The organism is Vibrio sp. 070316B, from assembly GCF_013114115.1.
GTDB classification, from domain to species: domain Bacteria; phylum Pseudomonadota; class Gammaproteobacteria; order Enterobacterales; family Vibrionaceae; genus Vibrio; species Vibrio chagasii_B.
On sequence record NZ_VTYC01000006.1, the window covers coordinates 58,702 to 78,488 of the forward strand.

General features: G+C 46.2%; 11 protein-coding genes. 6 read left to right on the top strand and 5 right to left on the bottom strand.

What is annotated here, in order from left to right; all coding sequences use genetic code 11:
- Nucleotides 1–67 precede the first annotated feature (67 nt).
- Entirely contained in the window at nucleotides 68–1,849 is a 1,782-nt protein-coding gene (gene aspS / locus F0251_RS07315) for an aspartate--tRNA ligase (protein WP_008219938.1), read from the bottom strand.
- A 301-nt stretch (nucleotides 1,850–2,150) separates the two neighbouring features.
- Between aspS and F0251_RS07320 the strand changes: the two genes are divergently transcribed.
- From F0251_RS07320 to F0251_RS07345, 6 genes are all read left to right on the top strand, one after another.
- Nucleotides 2,151–3,035 (top strand): DUF72 domain-containing protein, encoded by an 885-nt coding sequence (locus F0251_RS07320; protein ID WP_171730691.1) that lies wholly within the window; start codon nucleotides 2,151–2,153, stop codon nucleotides 3,033–3,035.
- Between the two features lie 139 nt (nucleotides 3,036–3,174).
- On the top strand, nucleotides 3,175–3,903 hold the full coding sequence (gene cmoA / locus F0251_RS07325) for a carboxy-S-adenosyl-L-methionine synthase CmoA (RefSeq protein WP_061032865.1): 729 nt from the start codon (nucleotides 3,175–3,177) through the stop codon (nucleotides 3,901–3,903).
- A 90-nt stretch (nucleotides 3,904–3,993) separates the two neighbouring features.
- Nucleotides 3,994–4,965, top strand: a complete 972-nt coding sequence (gene cmoB / locus F0251_RS07330; RefSeq protein ID WP_061032866.1) for a tRNA 5-methoxyuridine(34)/uridine 5-oxyacetic acid(34) synthase CmoB — start codon at nucleotides 3,994–3,996, stop codon at nucleotides 4,963–4,965.
- A gap of 239 nt (nucleotides 4,966–5,204) precedes the next feature.
- Nucleotides 5,205–5,945 carry an ATP-dependent zinc protease gene (locus F0251_RS07335; protein ID WP_171730692.1) on the top strand — a complete coding sequence of 247 codons (741 nt, stop codon included), beginning with the start codon at nucleotides 5,205–5,207 and terminating at the stop codon, nucleotides 5,943–5,945.
- Nucleotides 5,946–5,962: 17 nt separating this feature from the next.
- A complete protein-coding gene (locus tag F0251_RS07340) occupies nucleotides 5,963–7,468 on the top strand; it encodes an inactive transglutaminase family protein (RefSeq protein ID WP_105057377.1) in 1,506 nt (501 codons plus the stop codon).
- Nucleotides 7,469–7,471: 3 nt separating this feature from the next.
- Nucleotides 7,472–8,452, top strand: coding sequence for an alpha-L-glutamate ligase-like protein (locus F0251_RS07345; protein ID WP_061032868.1), 981 nt, complete (start codon nucleotides 7,472–7,474; stop codon nucleotides 8,450–8,452).
- A gap of 107 nt (nucleotides 8,453–8,559) precedes the next feature.
- Here F0251_RS07345 and fdhF read toward each other — a convergent pair whose 3' ends face one another.
- From fdhF to mukF, 4 genes are all read right to left on the bottom strand, one after another.
- The gene (fdhF, locus tag F0251_RS07350) at nucleotides 8,560–12,789 is read right to left on the bottom strand and encodes a formate dehydrogenase subunit alpha (RefSeq protein ID WP_171730693.1); all 4,230 of its coding nucleotides are present in this window, start codon (nucleotides 12,787–12,789) and stop codon (nucleotides 8,560–8,562) included.
- A 327-nt stretch (nucleotides 12,790–13,116) separates the two neighbouring features.
- Nucleotides 13,117–17,577, bottom strand: coding sequence for a chromosome partition protein MukB (gene mukB / locus F0251_RS07355; protein ID WP_171730694.1), 4,461 nt, complete (start codon nucleotides 17,575–17,577; stop codon nucleotides 13,117–13,119).
- Nucleotides 17,574–18,368: a chromosome partition protein MukE gene (mukE, locus tag F0251_RS07360; protein WP_061032871.1), complete on the bottom strand. Its 795-nt coding sequence runs from the start codon at nucleotides 18,366–18,368 to the stop codon at nucleotides 17,574–17,576. The genes mukB and mukE overlap by 4 nt, the downstream gene beginning before the upstream one ends.
- Nucleotides 18,349–19,686, bottom strand: coding sequence for a chromosome partition protein MukF (mukF, locus tag F0251_RS07365; protein WP_008220060.1), 1,338 nt, complete (start codon nucleotides 19,684–19,686; stop codon nucleotides 18,349–18,351). Before mukF ends, mukE begins: the two co-directional genes overlap by 20 nt.
- Between the last annotated feature and the right edge of the window lie 101 nt (nucleotides 19,687–19,787).

Genomic DNA, 19,787 nt, shown 5'->3' on the forward strand with positions numbered 1-19,787 from the left:
ATTTTTATTTACTTAAAAAGAAGGTTACTTAAAGAGAAAGTCACTCAAAGAAAGAGTCACTATTAGCTTATTCAGCCGACTCTTCTTTTTGTGCAACTTTAACAGCGATTGCTAGCTCTTCCAGTGATGCAGGGTTTGCTAGGCTTGGCGCGTCTGTTAGTAGACATGCAGCTGCTGTTGTTTTCGGGAATGCGATAACGTCACGGATGTTCTCTGTACCACAAAGTAGCATTGCTAGACGGTCAAGACCGAATGCTAGACCAGCGTGTGGTGGAGTACCGTATTGAAGAGCATCTAGTAGGAAGCCGAACTTCTCTTGTTGCTCTTTCTCTTCGATACCTAGGATACCGAAAACAGCAGTTTGCATTTCTGCGTTGTGAATACGTACAGAACCGCCGCCTACTTCGTAGCCATTGATTACCATGTCGTATGCATCAGAGTTTGCTGCTGCTGGGTTCGCTTTTAGCTCTTCCGCAGTCACACCTAGTGGTGATGTGAATGGGTGGTGCATTGCGTGTAGGTTGCCTTCGCCGTCTTCTTCAAACATTGGGAAGTCAACAACCCACAGTGGAGCCCATGCAGATGTATCTGTTAGCTCTAGGTCTGTACCTAGTTTAAGACGAAGTGCGCCCATTGCTTCAGCAACGATGCCCGCTTTGTCTGCGCCGAACAGAATGATATCGCCAGATTCAGCTTCAGTGCGATCCAGAATACCGTTGATTACGTCTTCGCTTAGGAATTTAGCAACTGGAGATTGGATACCTTCCATGCCTGCTGCACGGTCGTTAACCTTCATCCAAGCTAGACCTTTCGCGCCGTAGATGTTTACGTACTCTGCGTAACCGTCGATTTGCTTACGAGTTAGCTTAGCACCACCTGGAACACGGATAACCGCTACACGGCCTTTTTCGTCGTTAGCAGGGCCTGAGAATACTTTGAACTCAACGTCTTTAACTAGGTCAGCAACGTCAACAAGCTCTAGTGGGTTACGTAGATCTGGCTTATCAGAACCGAAACGACGAATCGCTTCAGAGAAAGGCATTACTGGGAATTGACCTAGTTCTACATCTAGAAGCTCTTTCCACATATCGTGAACTAGCTTTTCAGTGATGTTACGTACTTCTTGAGAAGACATGAACGATGTTTCGATATCGATCTGAGTAAATTCAGGCTGACGGTCAGCACGTAAATCTTCATCACGGAAACATTTAACGATTTGGTAGTAACGGTCAAAACCAGACATCATCAGCAGTTGCTTGAACAACTGAGGAGATTGAGGAAGCGCGTAGAAGCTGCCTTTGTGAACACGGCTTGGTACTAGGTAATCACGAGCGCCTTCTGGAGTCGCTTTAGTTAGTACTGGTGTTTCGATGTCTAGGAACAGGTTCTCGTCTAGGAAACGACGAACGAAGCTAGATGCACGTGCACGAAGCTTGATGCGATCGCTCATTTCTGGACGGCGAAGATCGATGTAACGGTACTTAAGACGCTGTTCTTCAGAGTTCGTTTGGTTGAAGTCTAGTGGAAGCGCTTCTGAACGGTTAATGATCTCTAGACCAGTCGCGTAAAGTTCTACTTCACCAGTAGCCATGTCTTTATTTACTTGGCTGTCAGGACGAACACGTACTTCACCAGTAAATTTGATACAGAATTCATTACGCAGTTGGTTAGCGATCGGGAAGATATCTTTCATATCTGGATCGACAACAACCTGAACGATGCCTTCACGATCACGCATATCAATAAAGATAAGACCGCCTAAATCACGGCGACGGTTTACCCAGCCGCACAATTCTACAGTTTGTCCCGCCAGGGACTTGTTCAGGTTACCACAGTAATGGGTACGCATAATGAATTTCCCAATCTCTTAATTATTTACTAATTTCCAAGCTGTCAGTGGTCATTCCACATAACAGAGCAAAGAATCATTTATACGCGGAAACTCGGTTAAAATCGACCTTCCACACTCGAATTTATTGTGTTTTATCTGGCTTTGCTGCTTTTTAGCTCATCAAACGCGCAAAGATTCACCAAAACCAAAAAAATTGCGATAATTATATCTCGAAAGTACCTTAATCAGCAAAAGTCTCGTACAGTAGATTTTCATTTCGATTAAAAGCAGTAATGTGATGACTAATGGTGCAAAAACGATGGACACTTTACCTCTAAGACTTGGATTAACTATGTGGTCTCATTCTGAGTGGCAAAGTCAGTTCTACGGTAAAGGCACCAAACCCGCAGAGCGCCTTGAAAAGTACACTCAAGTTTTCCATACCGTAGAGGGCAATACGACCTTTTACGCGACGCCGAGTATGACTACCGTGCATAACTGGAAAGCGGCAAGCCACGATGACTTCAAGTTCACCTTCAAACTGCCCAAGTTCATCACCCACCAGCAACAGCTTAGACACTGCCAAGCCGAGCTCAAAGAGTTCTTAATGACCATGTCACCCCTCCATGATCGCATAGGTCAGTGGACCATACAGCTACCACACAGCTTTGAACCTAGTATGCTTCCTACTCTGCAAAAATTTTGCACCTTGTTTCCAAAGGAGATGCAGCTCGGCGTTGAAGTTCGCCATTTAGGCTTCTTTGATAAAGGCGATGCTGAAAAACGCTTTAACCAATGGCTCGTGGAAGAAGGCATTAACCGCATCATTATGGATAGTCGCCCTGTTTTTTCTGCGCCGCCAACCACAGAAGCGGTAATCGACGCACACCAGAAAAAGCCACGCGTGCCCGTTCATGCCATTGCAACGGCCAACAACCCGATGATCCGTTTTATCGGTCACCCTGACCAAGCGCCAAATATCGAATTTTTCAAACCTTGGTTTAGCAAAATCCCCCAGTGGTTAAGTGACGGCAAACAACCGTATCTAATGATCCACACTCCAGACAACAATCATGCGCCGGAACTCGCGATCGCCATCTATGAGTTATTGCAACAGCAAGTGTCTGAAAATACGTCACTATTACTACCTGACCTGGAACAATTTCCAGCTCAGAAAGGCAATCATCAAATCTCGATGTTTTAAGGCTTCTTGTACTTACAACAGTAATCCTCAGCTGTAATCTGAGTTTTCGTGACAGCAGTCCTATTTTTTCGTAAAATACGCCCCCTTTTATTTGGTACGAGTTTTATACCAATAACGCTGACTGTCGAGAGAGAATGCCATGAGCAACAAAGACAACATCTTTTCCGCTCCTATTGATAAAATTGGAGACTTCACCTTTGATGCAAGGGTCGCAGAAGTATTCCCGGATATGATTCAACGCTCGGTTCCTGGCTACAGCAACATCATCTCAGCTATCGGTATGTTAGCGGAGCGATTCGTAAAACCGCATTCAAACGTTTATGACCTGGGTTGTTCTCTGGGCGCTGCAACACTTTCCATGCGTCGTCACATCCAGCAAGAAGGCTGCACAATTTTCGCTATTGATAACTCAGAAGCGATGGTTGAACGCTGTAAATTACACGTTAACGCGTACCGCAGCGACACGCCTGTAGAAGTCATCGAAGCCGATATTCGCGAAGTCGAAATCAAAGACGCTTCGGTAGTAGTACTTAACTTCACGCTGCAATTCCTGTCGCCAGACGATCGCTACGCCCTACTTGAAAAAATTCATGCTGGCCTGCGCCCAGGCGGAATCTTAATCTTGTCTGAGAAATACGTATTCGAAGATGAAAGTTCGAACGAACTGCTTATCGACCTGCACCATGATTTCAAACGTGCTAACGGATACAGCGAACTTGAAGTAAGCCAAAAACGTAGCGCGATTGAAAACGTAATGCGCCCTGACTCTATCCCTGTTCACAGAGAGCGCTTTAATAAGATTGGCTTCTCAAGCAGCGAAGTATGGTTCCAATGCTTTAACTTTGGATCAATGTTCGCGATTAAATAGCGCGCAAACTCGGTTAGCTCGTACTAGAACGTCATACTCACCGTAGTGAATGACACGATAACTTTTACACCACCAATTCAGTGAAAAACTATGTTTAATTTTGCCAATTTTTATCAACTTATTGCCCAAGATACTCGCCTACAGCCGTGGCTTAACGTTTTGCCACAGCAACTGACGGATTGGCAAAATGCAGAGCACGGTGATTTCGATCGTTGGTTACGTGCGTTAAACAAGATTCCACAAGACGTGCCAGATCAAGTTGACCTGAAAAATTCAGTGACGATTGGTAGTTCTACGCCATACCACACAGGTGAACTGAAAAAGCTAGAAAGCTTATTGAAGACGTTCCACCCGTGGAGAAAAGGTCCTTATACGGTTCACGACATCCATATCGATACAGAGTGGCGCAGTGACTGGAAATGGGATCGTGTGCTTCCACATATTTCTCCATTAAAGAACCGTTCGGTGCTAGATGTTGGCTGTGGTAACGGCTACCACATGTGGCGCATGCTAGGTGAAGGGGCTCGCTTAACTGTTGGTATTGATCCTTCTCACCTGTTTTTGATTCAATTTGAAGCGATTCGCAAGTTAATGGGCAACGACCAACGTGCTCACCTTCTACCTTTGGGTATCGAACAGCTACCAAAACTTGAAGCCTATGACACAGTATTCAGCATGGGTGTGCTGTACCACCGTCGTTCTCCATTGGATCACCTAATTCAACTGAAGGACCAATTAGTGTCTGGCGGTGAATTAGTGCTGGAGACTCTAGTGATTGAAGGCGATGAGAACGCAGTATTAGTGCCTGTTGATCGCTACGCACAGATGAGAAACGTGTACTTCTTCCCTTCTGCTCGCGCACTGAAACGCTGGCTTGAACAAGTTGGCTTTAAAGACGTACGCATCGTGGATGAGAATGTCACAACAATTGGTGAACAGCGCACGACAGAGTGGATGACACACAACTCTCTGCCAGATTACCTAGATCCAAACGACCCAAGTAAAACCGTTGAAGGTCACCCGGCGCCGAGACGCGCTATTCTTGTCGCAACCAAGCCATAAACTAAATATTCAAAAGCCCAAATTGCGTCGTAACAAAATTTGTCTCTAGAGCTCATTTATTTTCTAAAACAGATCAGTGTTTAATAAATGAGCTATCTCAAATAGCAATAATTGGCGTAGCGCTCACATTGCGATTCAATATGACCAGACTCTTACAATAGGATGCTTCACGCATCCTTTTTTGTGGGCTAAAATTCTAAATAGTCTGAACTATTCTCAAATTTCCCAAAGGTTTTTTTATGTTTAAGCGATTATCGCCAATTGTGGCGGTTGGTTTGCTCTCTGGTTGTACCCTAACTAACGGTGCGGCCTACCACCAAGAAACTCTCGACGCTATTGCCCGCTCAGAGACAAACATCGCAAATAAGGTTCAAAATCTTGAACTGCAACTAAGCAATCAAAGCGATTACATTGAAAGCTTAGAAGACGAAATCGCAACCCTTTCCCAACAGCTTGATGTTCACCTAACCAGCATGGAACACAAAGTGATTGAAGAACTGGAAGAAGAAGAGCCAGTCGCAGTTGCAGCGGCTCCTGTTGCTCCGACTTCACAGCCGACAATCCTTGGCGGCATCGAAAAAGTATCTATCGACTCTATCAAACAAAGCTTCGATGCTCGTGTTGATACGGGTGCAACAACATCCTCTTTGAATGCTGTCGATATCAAAGAATTCGAACGCAATGGCAAAGATTGGGTACGATTCCACCTAGCTGATAAATCACAAGCGACAGAAGATCAAAAATGGATTGAAGCGCCTGTTGTACGTTATGTGAAAATCCGTCAGTCAACGACCGACCAAGCAGAACGTCGAGCTGTGATCGAATTATGGGTTAAAGTTGGAAAAATCCATGAAAAAGCGCAATTTACATTGGCGGATCGCTCTCAAATGAGTCACCCTGTATTACTAGGGCGCGAATTTATCAAAGACATCGCGCTAGTAGATGTAAGTAAACAGTACGTACAAACGGAAGCCAAATAACAATAGTAGGGTAAGCTATGACGTCACGAATTCCATTTTATATCTCTATTTTCCTGCTCATCGTAGCAGGCATAACACTGAGTATGTTCAGACATACGACCTATGGTGTTCCTTGGACCCCAGGGGAAACCAGGCAGGTGTGGGACATTGAAGCACGTATCGAATTCAATGCTGTAGGCAAAGAAGCGAAGGTTTCATTAGCGGCTCCTCATACTCAGTCTAACTACACACTTATTAGCGAGTCAGCGTCATCACCAGGCTACGGTATCTCATACTTGAATACCGAATCAGGCCGCCGCGCTGAATGGTCTATCCGTTATGCTGATGGCCCGCAAACTATTTACTACAAGACTCAATTCTTAGTCGACAGCCAAGCAAAAGTTACTGAAAACCCGCCAGAAGGTGAAGTTGCTCAACCAAGCTTCGACGGCCCAGAAGAAGCGGCGTCTCTTGCACTAATTGACCGCGCAACCAAGCGTTCAGCGGACAACCTAACCTTCACTCGTGAGCTAATCAAAACGCTTAATGATCCAGATAGCCAAAACTCTGCGCTGCTTCTGAACAACATGACCAAAGTGGAAGCGACACACAAGTTACTTTCGGCAGCGAAAATACACAACAAAGTGGTTGGTGTTATCGAGCTAGAAGATGGCCGTCGTCGTCAGTCTATCCAGAACATGATTCAAATTTGGGACAACGATCAGTGGATCCTATTCTCTCCTGAGTCAAGCGAACAACAAATTCAACCAAACCTATTGATTTGGGACGAGTCAAACGTATCTCTATTAGATGTCGTTGGCGGCCAAAACAGTAAAGTTCACTTCTCTATGATTGCTCAAGAGGTCACCCCGACTGAAGCAACCAACAGCAAAGTCTCTGCAGACCAGCTATTAAACCTATCGATTCACAGCCTACCGCTAGAAGAGCAAGCGATGTTTAAAACCATCATGCTGATTCCTATTGGTGCATTAATCGTGGTGTTCTTACGAGTCATCATCGGATTGAAGACATCTGGTACCTTCATGCCGGTTCTGATTGCGGTTGCCTTTGTTCAAACGCAGCTAGTAACAGGTATCGTTGGTTTCCTTCTGATTGTCGGTACGGGTCTTGTGATTCGAAGTTACCTATCCAAGCTTAACTTGCTACTGGTAGCCAGGATATCCGCGGTGATTATCACGGTAATCATGATTATTTCTGTGTTTACCGTAGTGGCATTCAAAGTGGGCCTGACTGAAGGTCTGTCTATTACGTTCTTCCCAATGATCATCCTATCTTGGACGATTGAACGTATGTCTATCCTATGGGAAGAAGAAGGTGCGAAAGAAGTAATGCTACAAGGCGGTGGCTCTCTATTCACTGCGATTCTTGTTTACTTGGGTATGACTAACCCGTTCATTCAACACTTAACGTTTAACTTTATCGGTCTACAACTGGTTATCCTTGCGACCATCTTGTTACTAGGTAACTACACAGGCTACCGTCTGACTGAGCTTCGTCGCTTTAAACCGCTAACGGAGGACTAAGCTATGTTTGATCAGTTTACTTCGCCGTTTCGGTTGAAAGACAAAGGCATCATGGGAATGAACAAGCGTAACCATAGTTACATTGGCCGCTACAATGATCGTTCCAAGTATCCGTTAGTTGATGACAAGCTAAAGACTAAAATCATCGCTGAACAAGCTGGTGCAACTGTACCTAAGCTTATCGGCGTGATCAGTCACCAAGCTGAAGTAAAGACAATCCATAAGATGGTAAAAGAATGGCCTGGTTTTGTAATCAAGCCGGCTCAAGGGAGTGGTGGTAAGGGTATCCTTGTCATCACCTCACACAAAGACGGCGTTTACACCAAGCCGTCTGGCTCTACCATTAATGAAGAAGATGTAGAGCGTCACATCAGTAACGCTCTTGCTGGTCTTTTCTCACTAGGTGGTAAGAACGACGTTGCCGTTGTTGAAAACCTGATTAAGTTTGATGAGTGTTTCGATGGCTTTAGTTACGAAGGGGTGCCAGATGTACGTATCATCGTATTCAAAGGCTACCCTGTCATGGCGATGATGCGTCTTTCAACCTCTGCTTCTGATGGTAAGGCTAACCTTCACCAAGGTGCTGTTGGTGTAGGGATCGACATTGCAACGGGCAAAGCGGTACGAGCGGTTCAATTTGACCAACCGGTGACGCATCACCCAGATACAGGTAAAGAGCTAGCATTATTGCAAGTTCCTCACTGGGAAAAGTTGCTAACACTGGCATCAAGCGCTTGGGAAATGACAGGTCTTGGATACATGGGTACTGACATGGTTTTAGACCAAGAAGAAGGCCCAATGGTACTTGAGCTTAACGCACGTCCAGGTTTGGCTATACAAATCGCGAACGGCGCAGGTCTGCTACCACGCTTACACCATATTGAGAACCTTGGTACGCCAGCTGAATACCCGAAACCAGCAGAGCGCGTTGCATACGCAGCTAAGCAATTCGGTGTTCACGGTAACGAGATTGTTCCGAGCTAAGCTATTTACTGATTAGGTCAATGGACACCTAATTAGAGCTCAATAAAAAAGCCGCATAGCTCTGAGAGTTACGCGGCTTTTTAGTACCAGCAATTTAACGGATTGGGCTAAACCTCTGTAACTTCAATTACAGACTCTCGAATGGGATCAATGCGCACCGCCGCAACCTTAAACTCAGGGATCTTGGCATGAGGATCGGTTGCCGTTGTCGTCAGGCGGTTCACTGGCGATTCCACAAAATGGAATGGAATAAACACGACGCCTTGCTGCATTCGTTTCGTTACAAACGCCGCAATTTCAATTTCACCACGACGTGTCGACACCTTGAGCATTTGTCCGTTGGAAATCCCTAACGCCTCAGCATCATGAACACTGACCATCGCACGTGGCCCCGCCAAGTTATCTAAGCCTTTTGTTTTGCGCGTCATGGTGCCTGTATGGAATTGCTCTAGGATACGCCCGGTAGTAAGTACCAGCGGGTACTCTTCGTCTGGAAGCTCAGCCGCATATCGAAACGGAATCGCTTCCATTTGACCGCGCCCACGAGTGAACTGAGTTTGGTGCATGATACGGGTACCGTCAGGGTTGTTCTTGTTACTCGGCCATTGCACGCCATTAACCGTGATGTTTTCCCAACGTAAACCACCATATTGTGGCGTGACGCGAGCAATCTCATTGGTAATGTCCGCAACCGAATCGTAGCTCCAACCACCACCCATAGCGTTGGCTAGCATTTGGATAATCACCCAATCCTCTTTCGCATCACCAGGAGGTAATACCGCAGGGTTAATACGCTGAACACGTCGCTCAGTATTGGTGAAGTGACCAGACTTCTCAGCGAACGAGCAAGATGGCAGAACCACATCCGCATACTGCGCCGTTTCGGTTAAGAAGATATCTTGCACCACAAGGAAATCTAACGCTTCAAGCCCTTCAATCACGTGAGTTTGATTCGGATCACTTAGCACAGGGTTTTCACCCATTACGTATAAACCACGCACATCTCGCTTACATGCCCCATCAATAATCTCGGTCAGTGTTAAGCCCGTTTCAGCCGGCAAATCAGCAATGCCCCACTCCATCGCGAACTTTTGGCGAACCATTGGGTTATACACTTTCTGATAGCCCGGGAGGTTATTTGGCAATGCGCCCATGTCGCAAGCACCTTGAACATTCGATTGTCCACGCAGCGGGTTGATACCGCCCCCTTCAATACCTATGTTGCCACACAACAGTTGCAGGTTAGCAATAGATCGAACGTTGTCGTGGCCAGTGGTGTGTTGCGTGATACCCATGGAGTAATACACCGCCGTGCGTTTTGCAGTACCGATCAAGCGCGCCATCGCGAAGATGTCTTCTGCTTTAACGCCAGTTACTAGCTCTACTTTGTCTAACGAATAACTTGGCGACATTACCTCTTGCAGCAAGGTATCAAAGCCATCGACACGGTCATCAATGTATTCTTGGTCATACCAACCGTGTTTAATGATCTGCTGCATCACACCATTAATCAGCATTACGTCAGTACCCGGTCGATGTGCTAGGTAAAGCTCAGCGTGATCGGCAATATCAATTCTCTTAGGGTCCGCGACAATCAAACGAGCACCGTTATGCCTTACTGCCTGTTTGATATGCGAGCCGATAATTGGGTGCGCGGATGTGGTGTCAGAACCAATGATAAAAATGACATCTGAGTGTTTGATGCTTGGGATGTCATTAGTCATCGCCCCACTGCCCAGAGAAGCCTCAAGCCCAGTTACCGTTGAAGCATGGCAAAGGCGAGCACAATGGTCGACGTTGTTAGTACCTAGTTCACGACGAACGAATTTTTGGAACGCATAGTTATCTTCATTGGTGGTTTTAGCCGATGAGAAGCCCGCTAGGGCATTACTGCCAAAGCCTTGTTTAATCGCCGTGAACTTATCGGCAATGAGCATGATAGCTTCTTCCCAACTCGCAGGTTGCAACCAACCATCTTTACGAATCAATGGTGTTGTGAGGCGAGCATCACTGCTCACGAAGTCAAAACCAAAGCGCCCCTTAACACACAGCATGCCTTCGTTAACCGGAGAATTACCTCCCTCGATATAACGGATTTTGTTCTTCGCTTCTTCAACATGCATGGTCAGCTTACAGCCCACACCACAGTAGGTGCAGATAGTGTCGACCTTCTTAAGAACGTCGGTGTCACCTTGCTTTCTATCTCTCGCGTCCACCATCGCACCAGTTGGGCACGCTTGAATACAAGAGCCGCATTGAACACAGTTCGAGTCACCCATTAAAGTCTGATTCGCCCCGAAATTTGGGCGACACTCAGGTCTTGAAGCGGGCTTACCATCAGCCTGATTCATGAAGCTTAGAACGCCATGAACATTTTGTTCACGACACGCCTGGATACACTGACCACAACTGATGCAGCGGTTGGCATCGAAAATAATAAATTCAGAGCTATTGTCGACAGCAAACTTCTGTCTTGTTGAACCCACTTTCGCTTCTTCTGTTCGAATAGCTTGCCAGCTTTCATTTGAAGCAATATCGATTTTGTATTCAGGGTGCGTTTGAGTTGCCTTGTACTCAGTCGAGTAATCACGTAGGTCGCAATTGGTATTGGCTTGGCAACCACACTCTAAACATCTTGCAGCTTCAGCGATTGCATCAGCATTATCAAAGCCAGTCTCGACTTCTTCAAAGCTCTGCTCTCGCTGCTCTGGAGTGAGCTCTGGCATAATCTTACGTGCCATGCGTTGTATCGACTTGTACTGCTCGGGATCAACGGCTTTGAGCTGCTTATGCTTTCTTGAGTTAAACGGTTTAGCCGGAATATTTTCCATATCACCATTGAAGAATCGGTCGATCGCTTGCGCAGCAATACGCCCGTCTCCGACTGCTTCTACTGCCGTCGCTGGACCACGTCTGAAATCACCAATACTAAATATATTACCCGTACCTGTGTGCATGGTTTGCGGATCTGCATCTGCGGTGTTCCAACGTGTCAGTGGGATATCAATCTCTTCGTTATCCATGAAGCTTAGGTCAGGCTTTTGCGACACCGCAGCGATAACCGTATCGAACGCTTCAACAAAGAACTCACCCGTTGGTTTAGGGCTACGACGACCAGAAGCGTCAGCAGGGCCCAGCGCCATGCGTTCTAATCGAATTTCTGATACATGGCCATTGTCATCAGCAATATTCTCTGCCGGGTTGGTCAAGAAGTGGAACTTCACACCTTCATGTTCAGCTTCTTCGATTTCATAGTCTTCAGCTGGCATTTCATCTCGCGTACGACGATAGATGAGTGTTGTATCAGCGCCATCACGCACTGCGGTTCGTGCGCAGTCAATCGCCGTGTTACCACCACCAATCACAGCAACTTTTTTGCCGGTAATATAATGTTTGTCAGTCACATAGTCTTTCAGGTAATCGACACCCAAATAGCAGCCTCCAAGGTCACTACCGGGATAATTCATCTCAACTGCTTGTGACGCACCCACGGCTAAGCAGACCGCATCAAAATCACGACTAAGATCCGACAAGGTGAAATCAACACCGAGCTTTTTATCGCACTCTACTGCCATTCCATTACGACACATAAGCTCGATTTCTTTATCTAGAATCGATTTCGGTAGACGATATTCAGGAATCCCATAACGTAGCCAGCCACCAGCTTTAGGCATCGATTCGTAAACACTGACATCATAACCTTCATTGGATAGATAATAACCAGCGGTTAAGCCACCAGGACCACTACCAACAATCGCAATGCTCTTGCCTTTGCTTGTTTTTTTCGCTGGCATGTAGCTCTCTTGAGCGGCCAAATCGGCATCGGCTGCGTGTCGCTTGAGCTGACGAATAGCAATAGAGTCATCGACTAAGTTTCTTCGACACTCCGTTTCACAAAAAGCAGGACACACACGACCAATCGATAGTGGCATCGGCAGTGTTTTCTTAATCACTTCAATGGCTTTAGTATGATCATTTTGCGCGATGTGATGAAGGTAAGACTGGATATCGACTCCGGCCGGGCAAGCGGTTTGGCACGGTGCTTCACAGTCAGCATAGTGGTCTGCCATGATTCGATTCAACGCATCTTGGCGATGAACCGTTAACTGTTTAGATTGAGTCGTAATGTTCAAGCTATTGACGACCTCAAGCTCACACGAGCGTGTTACGCCCATCCCATCCACTTCAACCACACACAAATCACACGGCACTTTGTCCGCTGTTTTGTTCAAACCACATAACGATGGAATCTCTAAACCACATGTTTTGGCCGCCTCAAGAACGGTTTGCCCTTGTTCGACGATTCGAAATTTCCCATCAATGACGATTTGAATCATAGCTTGTCCTACCTTTACCTTTCGCACACTGCGAGTTATCAATAATTAAAAATAAAGTAATACAATATTATTAATATTATTTAATCTATGTAATTACCATACATTAATTATGGTTTTGTGCGTGTGACCTCAAACAAGTTCCATTGATAATAACCATAAGGTATGAGTGGTCTTATCTGTATATGGAAAACATTAAGTTGAAGATAAAGGCAATTGGAGGAAGGCAGGTGTAATCAGGGAGATTAGACTTCAGATATTAAAAAGCCCCTACCACTGTATATAAAGTGAATAGGGGCTTTGAATTGATACGATAAATCGGCTTAAAGCTTACTGCTCAGCTTCTTCAATCAGCTCTTGCACTGGCGATGCAGGTTTGTTTTGTGCAAAACCACGCAGACCAACAACATGTACGTGTTCGTGATCTTTGAAGACCTTACGTACCAGCTTGTAGGTCGTGCCTTTCTCTGGGCTGATGTTCTCAGGCGCTGCAATCAGAAGCTGCATGCCTAGACGATCACACAGTTCAAACAGCGTAGAGATAGACTTCGCATCCAGACGAGCTGCTTCATCAAGGAACAACAAGCGACATGGAACAATGTCTTTGCTACGAAGTCGACGAGACTCTTCTTCCCAGCTCTGAACAACCATCAATAGGATAGATTGACCAGTACCGATCGCCTCACCGGTAGAAAGTGCACCCGATTCCGCTTGTAGCCAGCCGTCTGAACCACGGTTAACTTCTACACTTAGCTCTAGGTAGTTACGGTAATCCAGTAGCTCTTCACCCAGCACTTGCGGAGAACGTTGACCCATGTCGATATGTGGGTTCACACGTTGGAACAACTTCGCCATTGCTTCAGAGAAGGTGAAGCGAGTCGTCTCGAACAAGTCTTTATGCTGCTCTTGTTGAGTCGCTAGGCCCGATAGCAAGATTTCGTGGCTTTCACGGATCTTAACATTCAAACGTACGCCCTTAACCTGACCAAAGTAAATGTTCGACAAACCTTGGTTCAGCATACGAATACGGTTCTGCTCACGCTGAATCGTCTTCTTAATGATGCTTGCTACCGACTCAGAGCTGATCGCTAGGCGGTTTTCACGCTGCGTCAGTTCTTCTGTTAATCGGGCTAACTCAACTTCCATCTCTTCGATTGCTTCAACCGGATCATCCGTATGAATGATGTCTTGGCGAATACGCTCGCGAAGATGTTGGTAAACCGCAATATAGAATAGAACCTTACGCTCTGGATGTGCGTTATCTTCAGATAGACGCAGCGAATCACGTAGATCTTCATTGTCAGCCACAGCCAGACGCAGTGCACCCAGTGATTTATCCGACATTGAGCGAAGTTCGCCCGCCGTTAGGTAAGCCAGTTCACGCTTGTGTAGACGACGTTCAACGTCATTCTCACGAGCTAAACGCAGTACTGAACACCAACCTGCTTTTGCAGCAACAACGAAGGTACGAAGCTCTGTGTACTCTTTCTGTACTTTCTTAAGACGCTTAGCCAGTGCTTTCATCTCAAGTTCAGTTGAGGTGATCGTGCGTTCGTATTCGCTCTTACGGCTACGAGAAGTATGCAGACGCTCTTGAAGCTCGTCACGACGACGTACAGCGCGCTCTTCAGCACCTTCATCAGCGTTAACACCGAACTCTTGAAGCTCTTGTTTGAACTCTTGAACCGTCTCTTGCTTCGCTTGGTGCGAGCTCTTCAGCGCTGCCAATACTTGGTTGTACTGGTTCATCTGTTCGCGAGCTTGCTTCAAGCCATCGCGGCCTTTCGCTCGAGCTTGTTCTGCTTGAACCAGTTTCGCTTTCAGTTGCTCACTCAATTCACTGCTCTTGTTAAGCAGGTCAACTGAGTCTGCGTAAGCAAAGTAGTGACGACGCTCAATCAGATCAGACAGTGCGAATACTTTGCCTTTTAGTGTTTGTAGCGCGTTGTCCGCCTGGCGGTACTCAGCTTCCAAAGCTTCGAATTGCTCTGGGTCAGCGTCTAGTGCTGAAACGATTTGCTCTAATGACGCAAGCGCTTTGCCATGAGTGTTCAGGTAAGACTTAGCTTCGCTCAGACGTTCTAGTTGTACTTCTAGTTCAGCTAAACGTTCAGCGAGCGTTTCGTCTTCTAGAATACGAACCATAGGCGCTAACTTATCAAGTGCAGCAATCGCCTGTTTGCTTTGTTGAAGCTGGCTACGTTGCTGTTGCTCTTTCGAATCCAGTTCAGCCAATGAACGTACTACTTGGTTACGTTTCTCACGAACGACTGCAAGTGCTTGCTCTGGATCTGCATTAAACGCAACGTGCAGGTGTTTCGCTACAAAGCCGTTGAATGCTTGGTATAAACGATTCAGCTTTTGAGAGTCAAACGCAGCTTTCGCGTGATTCTCAACAACCACATCGCGCTCTTCTCGCAGTTTCTCTAAACGCTGCTCACGAGCCGCACGACCAAACAGTGGGATCTCAGGGAAACGAGAGTAACGCATTTGGCGATCGTTCAATTGAACACACACCGCGCCTTCTAATTCATCAGCATTGAACGAGCTGTCATCAAACGCGTCTACATCACCTTCAAGGATGTAAAGGTCTTCAGGACAATCATCAAGATCAATCAGCTTCTCTTTGATGCCATCAAGATCTGAAACCACAATCGCATGACGAGCTGGGCCGTACATCGCACTGAAATATGGCGCATCGCCAATTGTGATGTCGTCGTAGATCTCTGAAAGCAACACGCCACCAAGGGTATCCGCTAAGCCTTTCAAGCGAGGATCGTTAGAACCACCTGGTGATGCTAGACGCTCAATTTCTTGCTCAAGTTCAGCTCGGCGAGTTGCCAGTTGATCTTTAGCCACCGCTTGAGACTTTTCATCTTCAAGCACTTGTTGCATTTGCGTCATCACCGCTTGGCTATCTTCTAGCTCAGCTTCGGTTTGATCTCTTAATGCTTCAAGCGCATCGTTTGCTGTGATCCAAGCAGGAGCAATAGACTCTAGCTTTTGAATCTCTTGGTCGTGGTTTTGTTGTACACGACGCTGTTCACTTTTCGCTTCACGTAACTCTTCTTGAGCGTACTCAAGCGTTTCGATCTGCATTGCATGACGTTCGCGCTCTTCGTCGAAAACCGCTTCGTCAGTCAGTGAAATGTTGTGTTGCTTTTGGTATTCAGTCGCCAGCTCTTTTGCTTGACGCTGCTGCGCCACATCACGAGCCATGTCGCGATGCTGAGCACGCCATTGCTGTTCGTTCTCAACAACATGTTTTGCGTTACGACCTTTTTCTAGAGCTTGTTTAGCGCTGTGAGACGCTTCTTTACGTTCAACATCACCAACAATGCTCTTAACCAAAGACAGCGCTTTATCGAACTGTGCAGAAGCTGCTGAAGACATGTCTAGCTTGTGCTTAGTAGACAGTAGCTTCTGTGTGCTTGACTCTTCTTGTGCTTTTAACTCAGAAACCAAGGTCAACGCACTTTCTGCCGTAATAGATTCATCACCTAGCAACTGCTTGGTTTTCTCTAATGCTTGAACCGCTTGCTGGTATTGAAGTGCGCGAGTCTGCTGAACATCCAATGCTTGTTGGTAATCAGCAAGCTGAGTTTTCAGGCTATCCACTTCTTCTTCAGTAATGGTTGCCTGCTCTTCTGCAAGAAGTACTCGCTCTTGAGCTTCTTCAACCACCATCATCTGCTCTTCTAGACGCTCATTAAGCTCTTCTAGATCTTCGCTGTAGCGAGCAATTTTCTCTTGCTGACGAAGTGCAGTTTGAACCAATTGAAGATGATCCGAAGCCGCTTGGTAGTCTTGTTCTAGAGACGATTCTTGATCCACCAGCAACTCAAGTTCTTCTTGAACTCGATTCAACAGGTTGTTTTGCTCAAGTAAAGTTTCACGCGAACCAAACAGTTCACCACGGAACTTCATGGTTTGATCTAACTTATTGCGACGATCGTTCGCATGGCGCATATAGTCTGCCGCCACGTAGTTAGTCGATTCAGTGATCAAATGCTTGAACAAATCACGATCAGACTGAGTTGTCTTGATCGCTTCTAGCGTCATGCGGTTCTCACGCAGTGCCGATTCCATATCTTGGAATGCTTTCTTCACACCACCATTTTGCGGCAGAAGGTAATCACGCAGAGAACGTGTAATCGCACTTGAGATACCACCGTAAAGTGATGCCTCAATCAGACGGTAGAACTTAGAGCGGTCGCTGCTGTTACGCAGTTTCTTCGGTACCACACCGTATTCGAACATCTGTGAGTGGTAATCCACAATCGAAGAGAACGCTTTGAAGTGTGCGCCTTCGTATTGTGCAACTGCGGCCTTCACATCATTTAGCTGACATACACGAGCATGACTGTCTGAAACGTTCTGAATCAATACATCCGTTGGCTTCACATGGCTTGGAAGACCTTGGATAACGAACGGCTTGATGTCTACTTTCTTGTCACGACCAGCAACTTGCTGCAGTTTTACTGCAAACAGTAGGCGTTGGTTACGAGAGTTCACCACATCTAACGCTGCATAACATGCGCCTGGCTGAAGCTTACCGTAAAGGCCTTTATCACGTGATGACTGTGAGCTGCCTGCTTCCGTTGTGTTACGGAAATGCAGAAGGCTTTGGTCAGGGATAAGTGCTGTAATGAATGCCGCCATTGTGGTCGACTTACCTGCACCGTTACCGCCAGAAAGCGTTGTAACCAATCCATCAATATCAAAAGTACGTGCGAAGAAGCCGTTCCAGTTGACCATGGTTAATGATTGATACTTACCTCTTTCAATCATGCTTCACCTTCTACTTTTGTTTGTTCGCCGTCGTTTGACTCAAGGTCAAAATCAGCTTGATCGTTAAAAATATCTTGTTGACCGTTTTCATCTACATCTGATGTAGCTTCAGCTTTCTCTTCATTCAACAAGCTACCTTGGTTAGGTTCTTGAGTATGCACCACAGCCTCACCATCACGGATAAGGCGCAGTTGAGCTTCTTTCATGTCATCGCCAACACGTACGTCCGCACCAAAACGGAATACCGCTTCGCTGATACGGAATTTGCCCGTTTCGCCAATCGCAATCAACATGCCGATACGGCGTAGGCGACGCAGAGAAGTACGCACTTTTTCAAACAGTTTTTCTTTGTCTAAATCAGAACCAGACGCACGGTTTGTTGCTAGCTTCATGAGTTTTTTCTCATCCGCTAGTGCCATTAGCTCTTCAAATAGCTCTTGGTTAGTGAAGATACCTTCGTGTGCCAAACGCTCTGGGCTTAGGTACAAGAAACACAATACCTTGCCAACAAGCATGTCTAGCTCAGACAACACACTACGACCAATTAAAGACGTAGAACGCGGACGCAGATAGAAGAAACCTTCCGGAGCTTTCACAAGTTCTGTGTTGTAGCGTTGGTAGAAATGCTGAAGCTCAACTTCAAAATCAGATAGTAACGCGTGGTTATCTAGGTCTTCTGTTGAAATATGCTTACCTGAACGCAGCATGCTGTCTAGCGCAGGGAACAGTGGGTTCGCTATCGCTTTTACCAGTTTCTCTGGCATGTAATCATCAGTACTTGTTAATGACATTGGCTTGTACCTTTGCACCGAAATCGTTGATTGCCTGCCAATCTGGCTGAATAGCCTGATAGTCAGACTCTGAGTAACCTAAGCGCACCGCTTGGTCGACAACAATTCTGGCTAAATCAAAATGGTGTGTGCGAGGGTGTTCAGCGAGGTAGTCGCGTAACACAAGGCCAAGATCGATTGGCGCACCTTGCTGTTTGTGAGCTTTTAACATATCTGCAATTCTTTCAGACAGCAGATCGTTCACTTGCTCAAATTCTTCGTACTCTACGTCGAGTGGCGCTTGTCCTGTTACTTCGTCATCACGAAGCACTAGTGCTTCATCACGAAGATCCGTCAGCTTCTCAGCGTCGGCATAAGTTAGTAGCCACGGCGCATCAAAGTATTCCGTCACAGATTGACGTAGACGTTGGCTGAAGGCACGGTTCTTATCCATATCAATCGCGGTACGGATAAACTTGTGAACGTGACGGTCATAGCCGATCCATAGATCAATCGCTTGTTGGCCCCAACTTGTGATTCGGTCGAGCTTCATTTGCAGACCAAACAGGGTTTCGCCAACAAACTCGAGTTCATCGTCGCCGTAAACAATTTCTTGAATATCGAGGATCTGTGTTTGCAGTTCATCACCTGCCGCTTGCAAGGTATCTTGCAACTCTTTTAGCGTGGCTGAGGTTTCTGATAGCAAGACTTCACAGTTGTTGATCGCTTCACGCCAATCTTTATTAAGAAGGTCGGCAATCTGCTGTTTTACGGTCTGCTGCTGCTCATCCATAACGCGTTGGTTAAGATCAATCTGATCGAAAATTTCACCAACAGAGTACTTAAGCACGCCGTAAACGTTCTTTCTCCAATGCCCTGGCGTTCCACCTTTCTGTGCTGCTTCAATAGCTTTTGCCATTTCATCCGCAACCATAGAAAGTTGGATAGACAGTTTTAATTTAGAGAACTGACGGTGACGTAAATAATAATCTGAGATACCAATTGCCAACGGTGACAAGCGGTAGATGCTTGCGCCATCGGTAATTTCGCTGGTAAAGCGGCTAATCAGCTTCTGTTTAACCAACTCATTAATTGCATTATTGGCACGAAACGCTGAGGCTTCACCAGTATCTTCAAACAGTCGAGTGACGATAGTAAACGCATCATGCAGTTCACCCTCGCCCAGCTCTTCATCGAACCTTTCATTGCTTAATACTGCAATAGCAATCAAAAATGCTAAGCGCTCTGGCGGCAAGTTTAATGAAAAATCATGCTGCTTGACCCAGCCCACCAACTCATCAATTGGCTGCTCTTCGGCAGTTTGAGTCATTTCACTCATTGTGGTTCCTGTTACTGTTCTTCGTCATATCAAACACAGTAGATATGACGCCTATTTCTTTATAACGCGGGCTTCTTACGATTGCATAGCGCATATTGTGG

Bases quoted from the DNA above. Each gene is read 5' to 3' on its own strand.
- aspS (WP_008219938.1), bottom strand. From the start codon at position 1,849: ATGCGTACCCATTACTGTGGTAACCTGAACAAGTCCCTGGCGGGACAA.
- F0251_RS07320 (WP_171730691.1), top strand. From the start codon at position 2,151: ATGGACACTTTACCTCTAAGACTTGGATTAACTATGTGGTCTCATTCT.
- cmoA (WP_061032865.1), top strand. From the start codon at position 3,175: ATGAGCAACAAAGACAACATCTTTTCCGCTCCTATTGATAAAATTGGA.
- cmoB (WP_061032866.1), top strand. From the start codon at position 3,994: ATGTTTAATTTTGCCAATTTTTATCAACTTATTGCCCAAGATACTCGC.
- F0251_RS07335 (WP_171730692.1), top strand. From the start codon at position 5,205: ATGTTTAAGCGATTATCGCCAATTGTGGCGGTTGGTTTGCTCTCTGGT.
- F0251_RS07340 (WP_105057377.1), top strand. From the start codon at position 5,963: ATGACGTCACGAATTCCATTTTATATCTCTATTTTCCTGCTCATCGTA.
- F0251_RS07345 (WP_061032868.1), top strand. From the start codon at position 7,472: ATGTTTGATCAGTTTACTTCGCCGTTTCGGTTGAAAGACAAAGGCATC.
- fdhF (WP_171730693.1), bottom strand. From the start codon at position 12,789: ATGATTCAAATCGTCATTGATGGGAAATTTCGAATCGTCGAACAAGGG.
- mukB (WP_171730694.1), bottom strand. From the start codon at position 17,577: ATGATTGAAAGAGGTAAGTATCAATCATTAACCATGGTCAACTGGAAC.
- mukE (WP_061032871.1), bottom strand. From the start codon at position 18,368: ATGTCATTAACAAGTACTGATGATTACATGCCAGAGAAACTGGTAAAA.
- mukF (WP_008220060.1), bottom strand. From the start codon at position 19,686: ATGAGTGAAATGACTCAAACTGCCGAAGAGCAGCCAATTGATGAGTTG.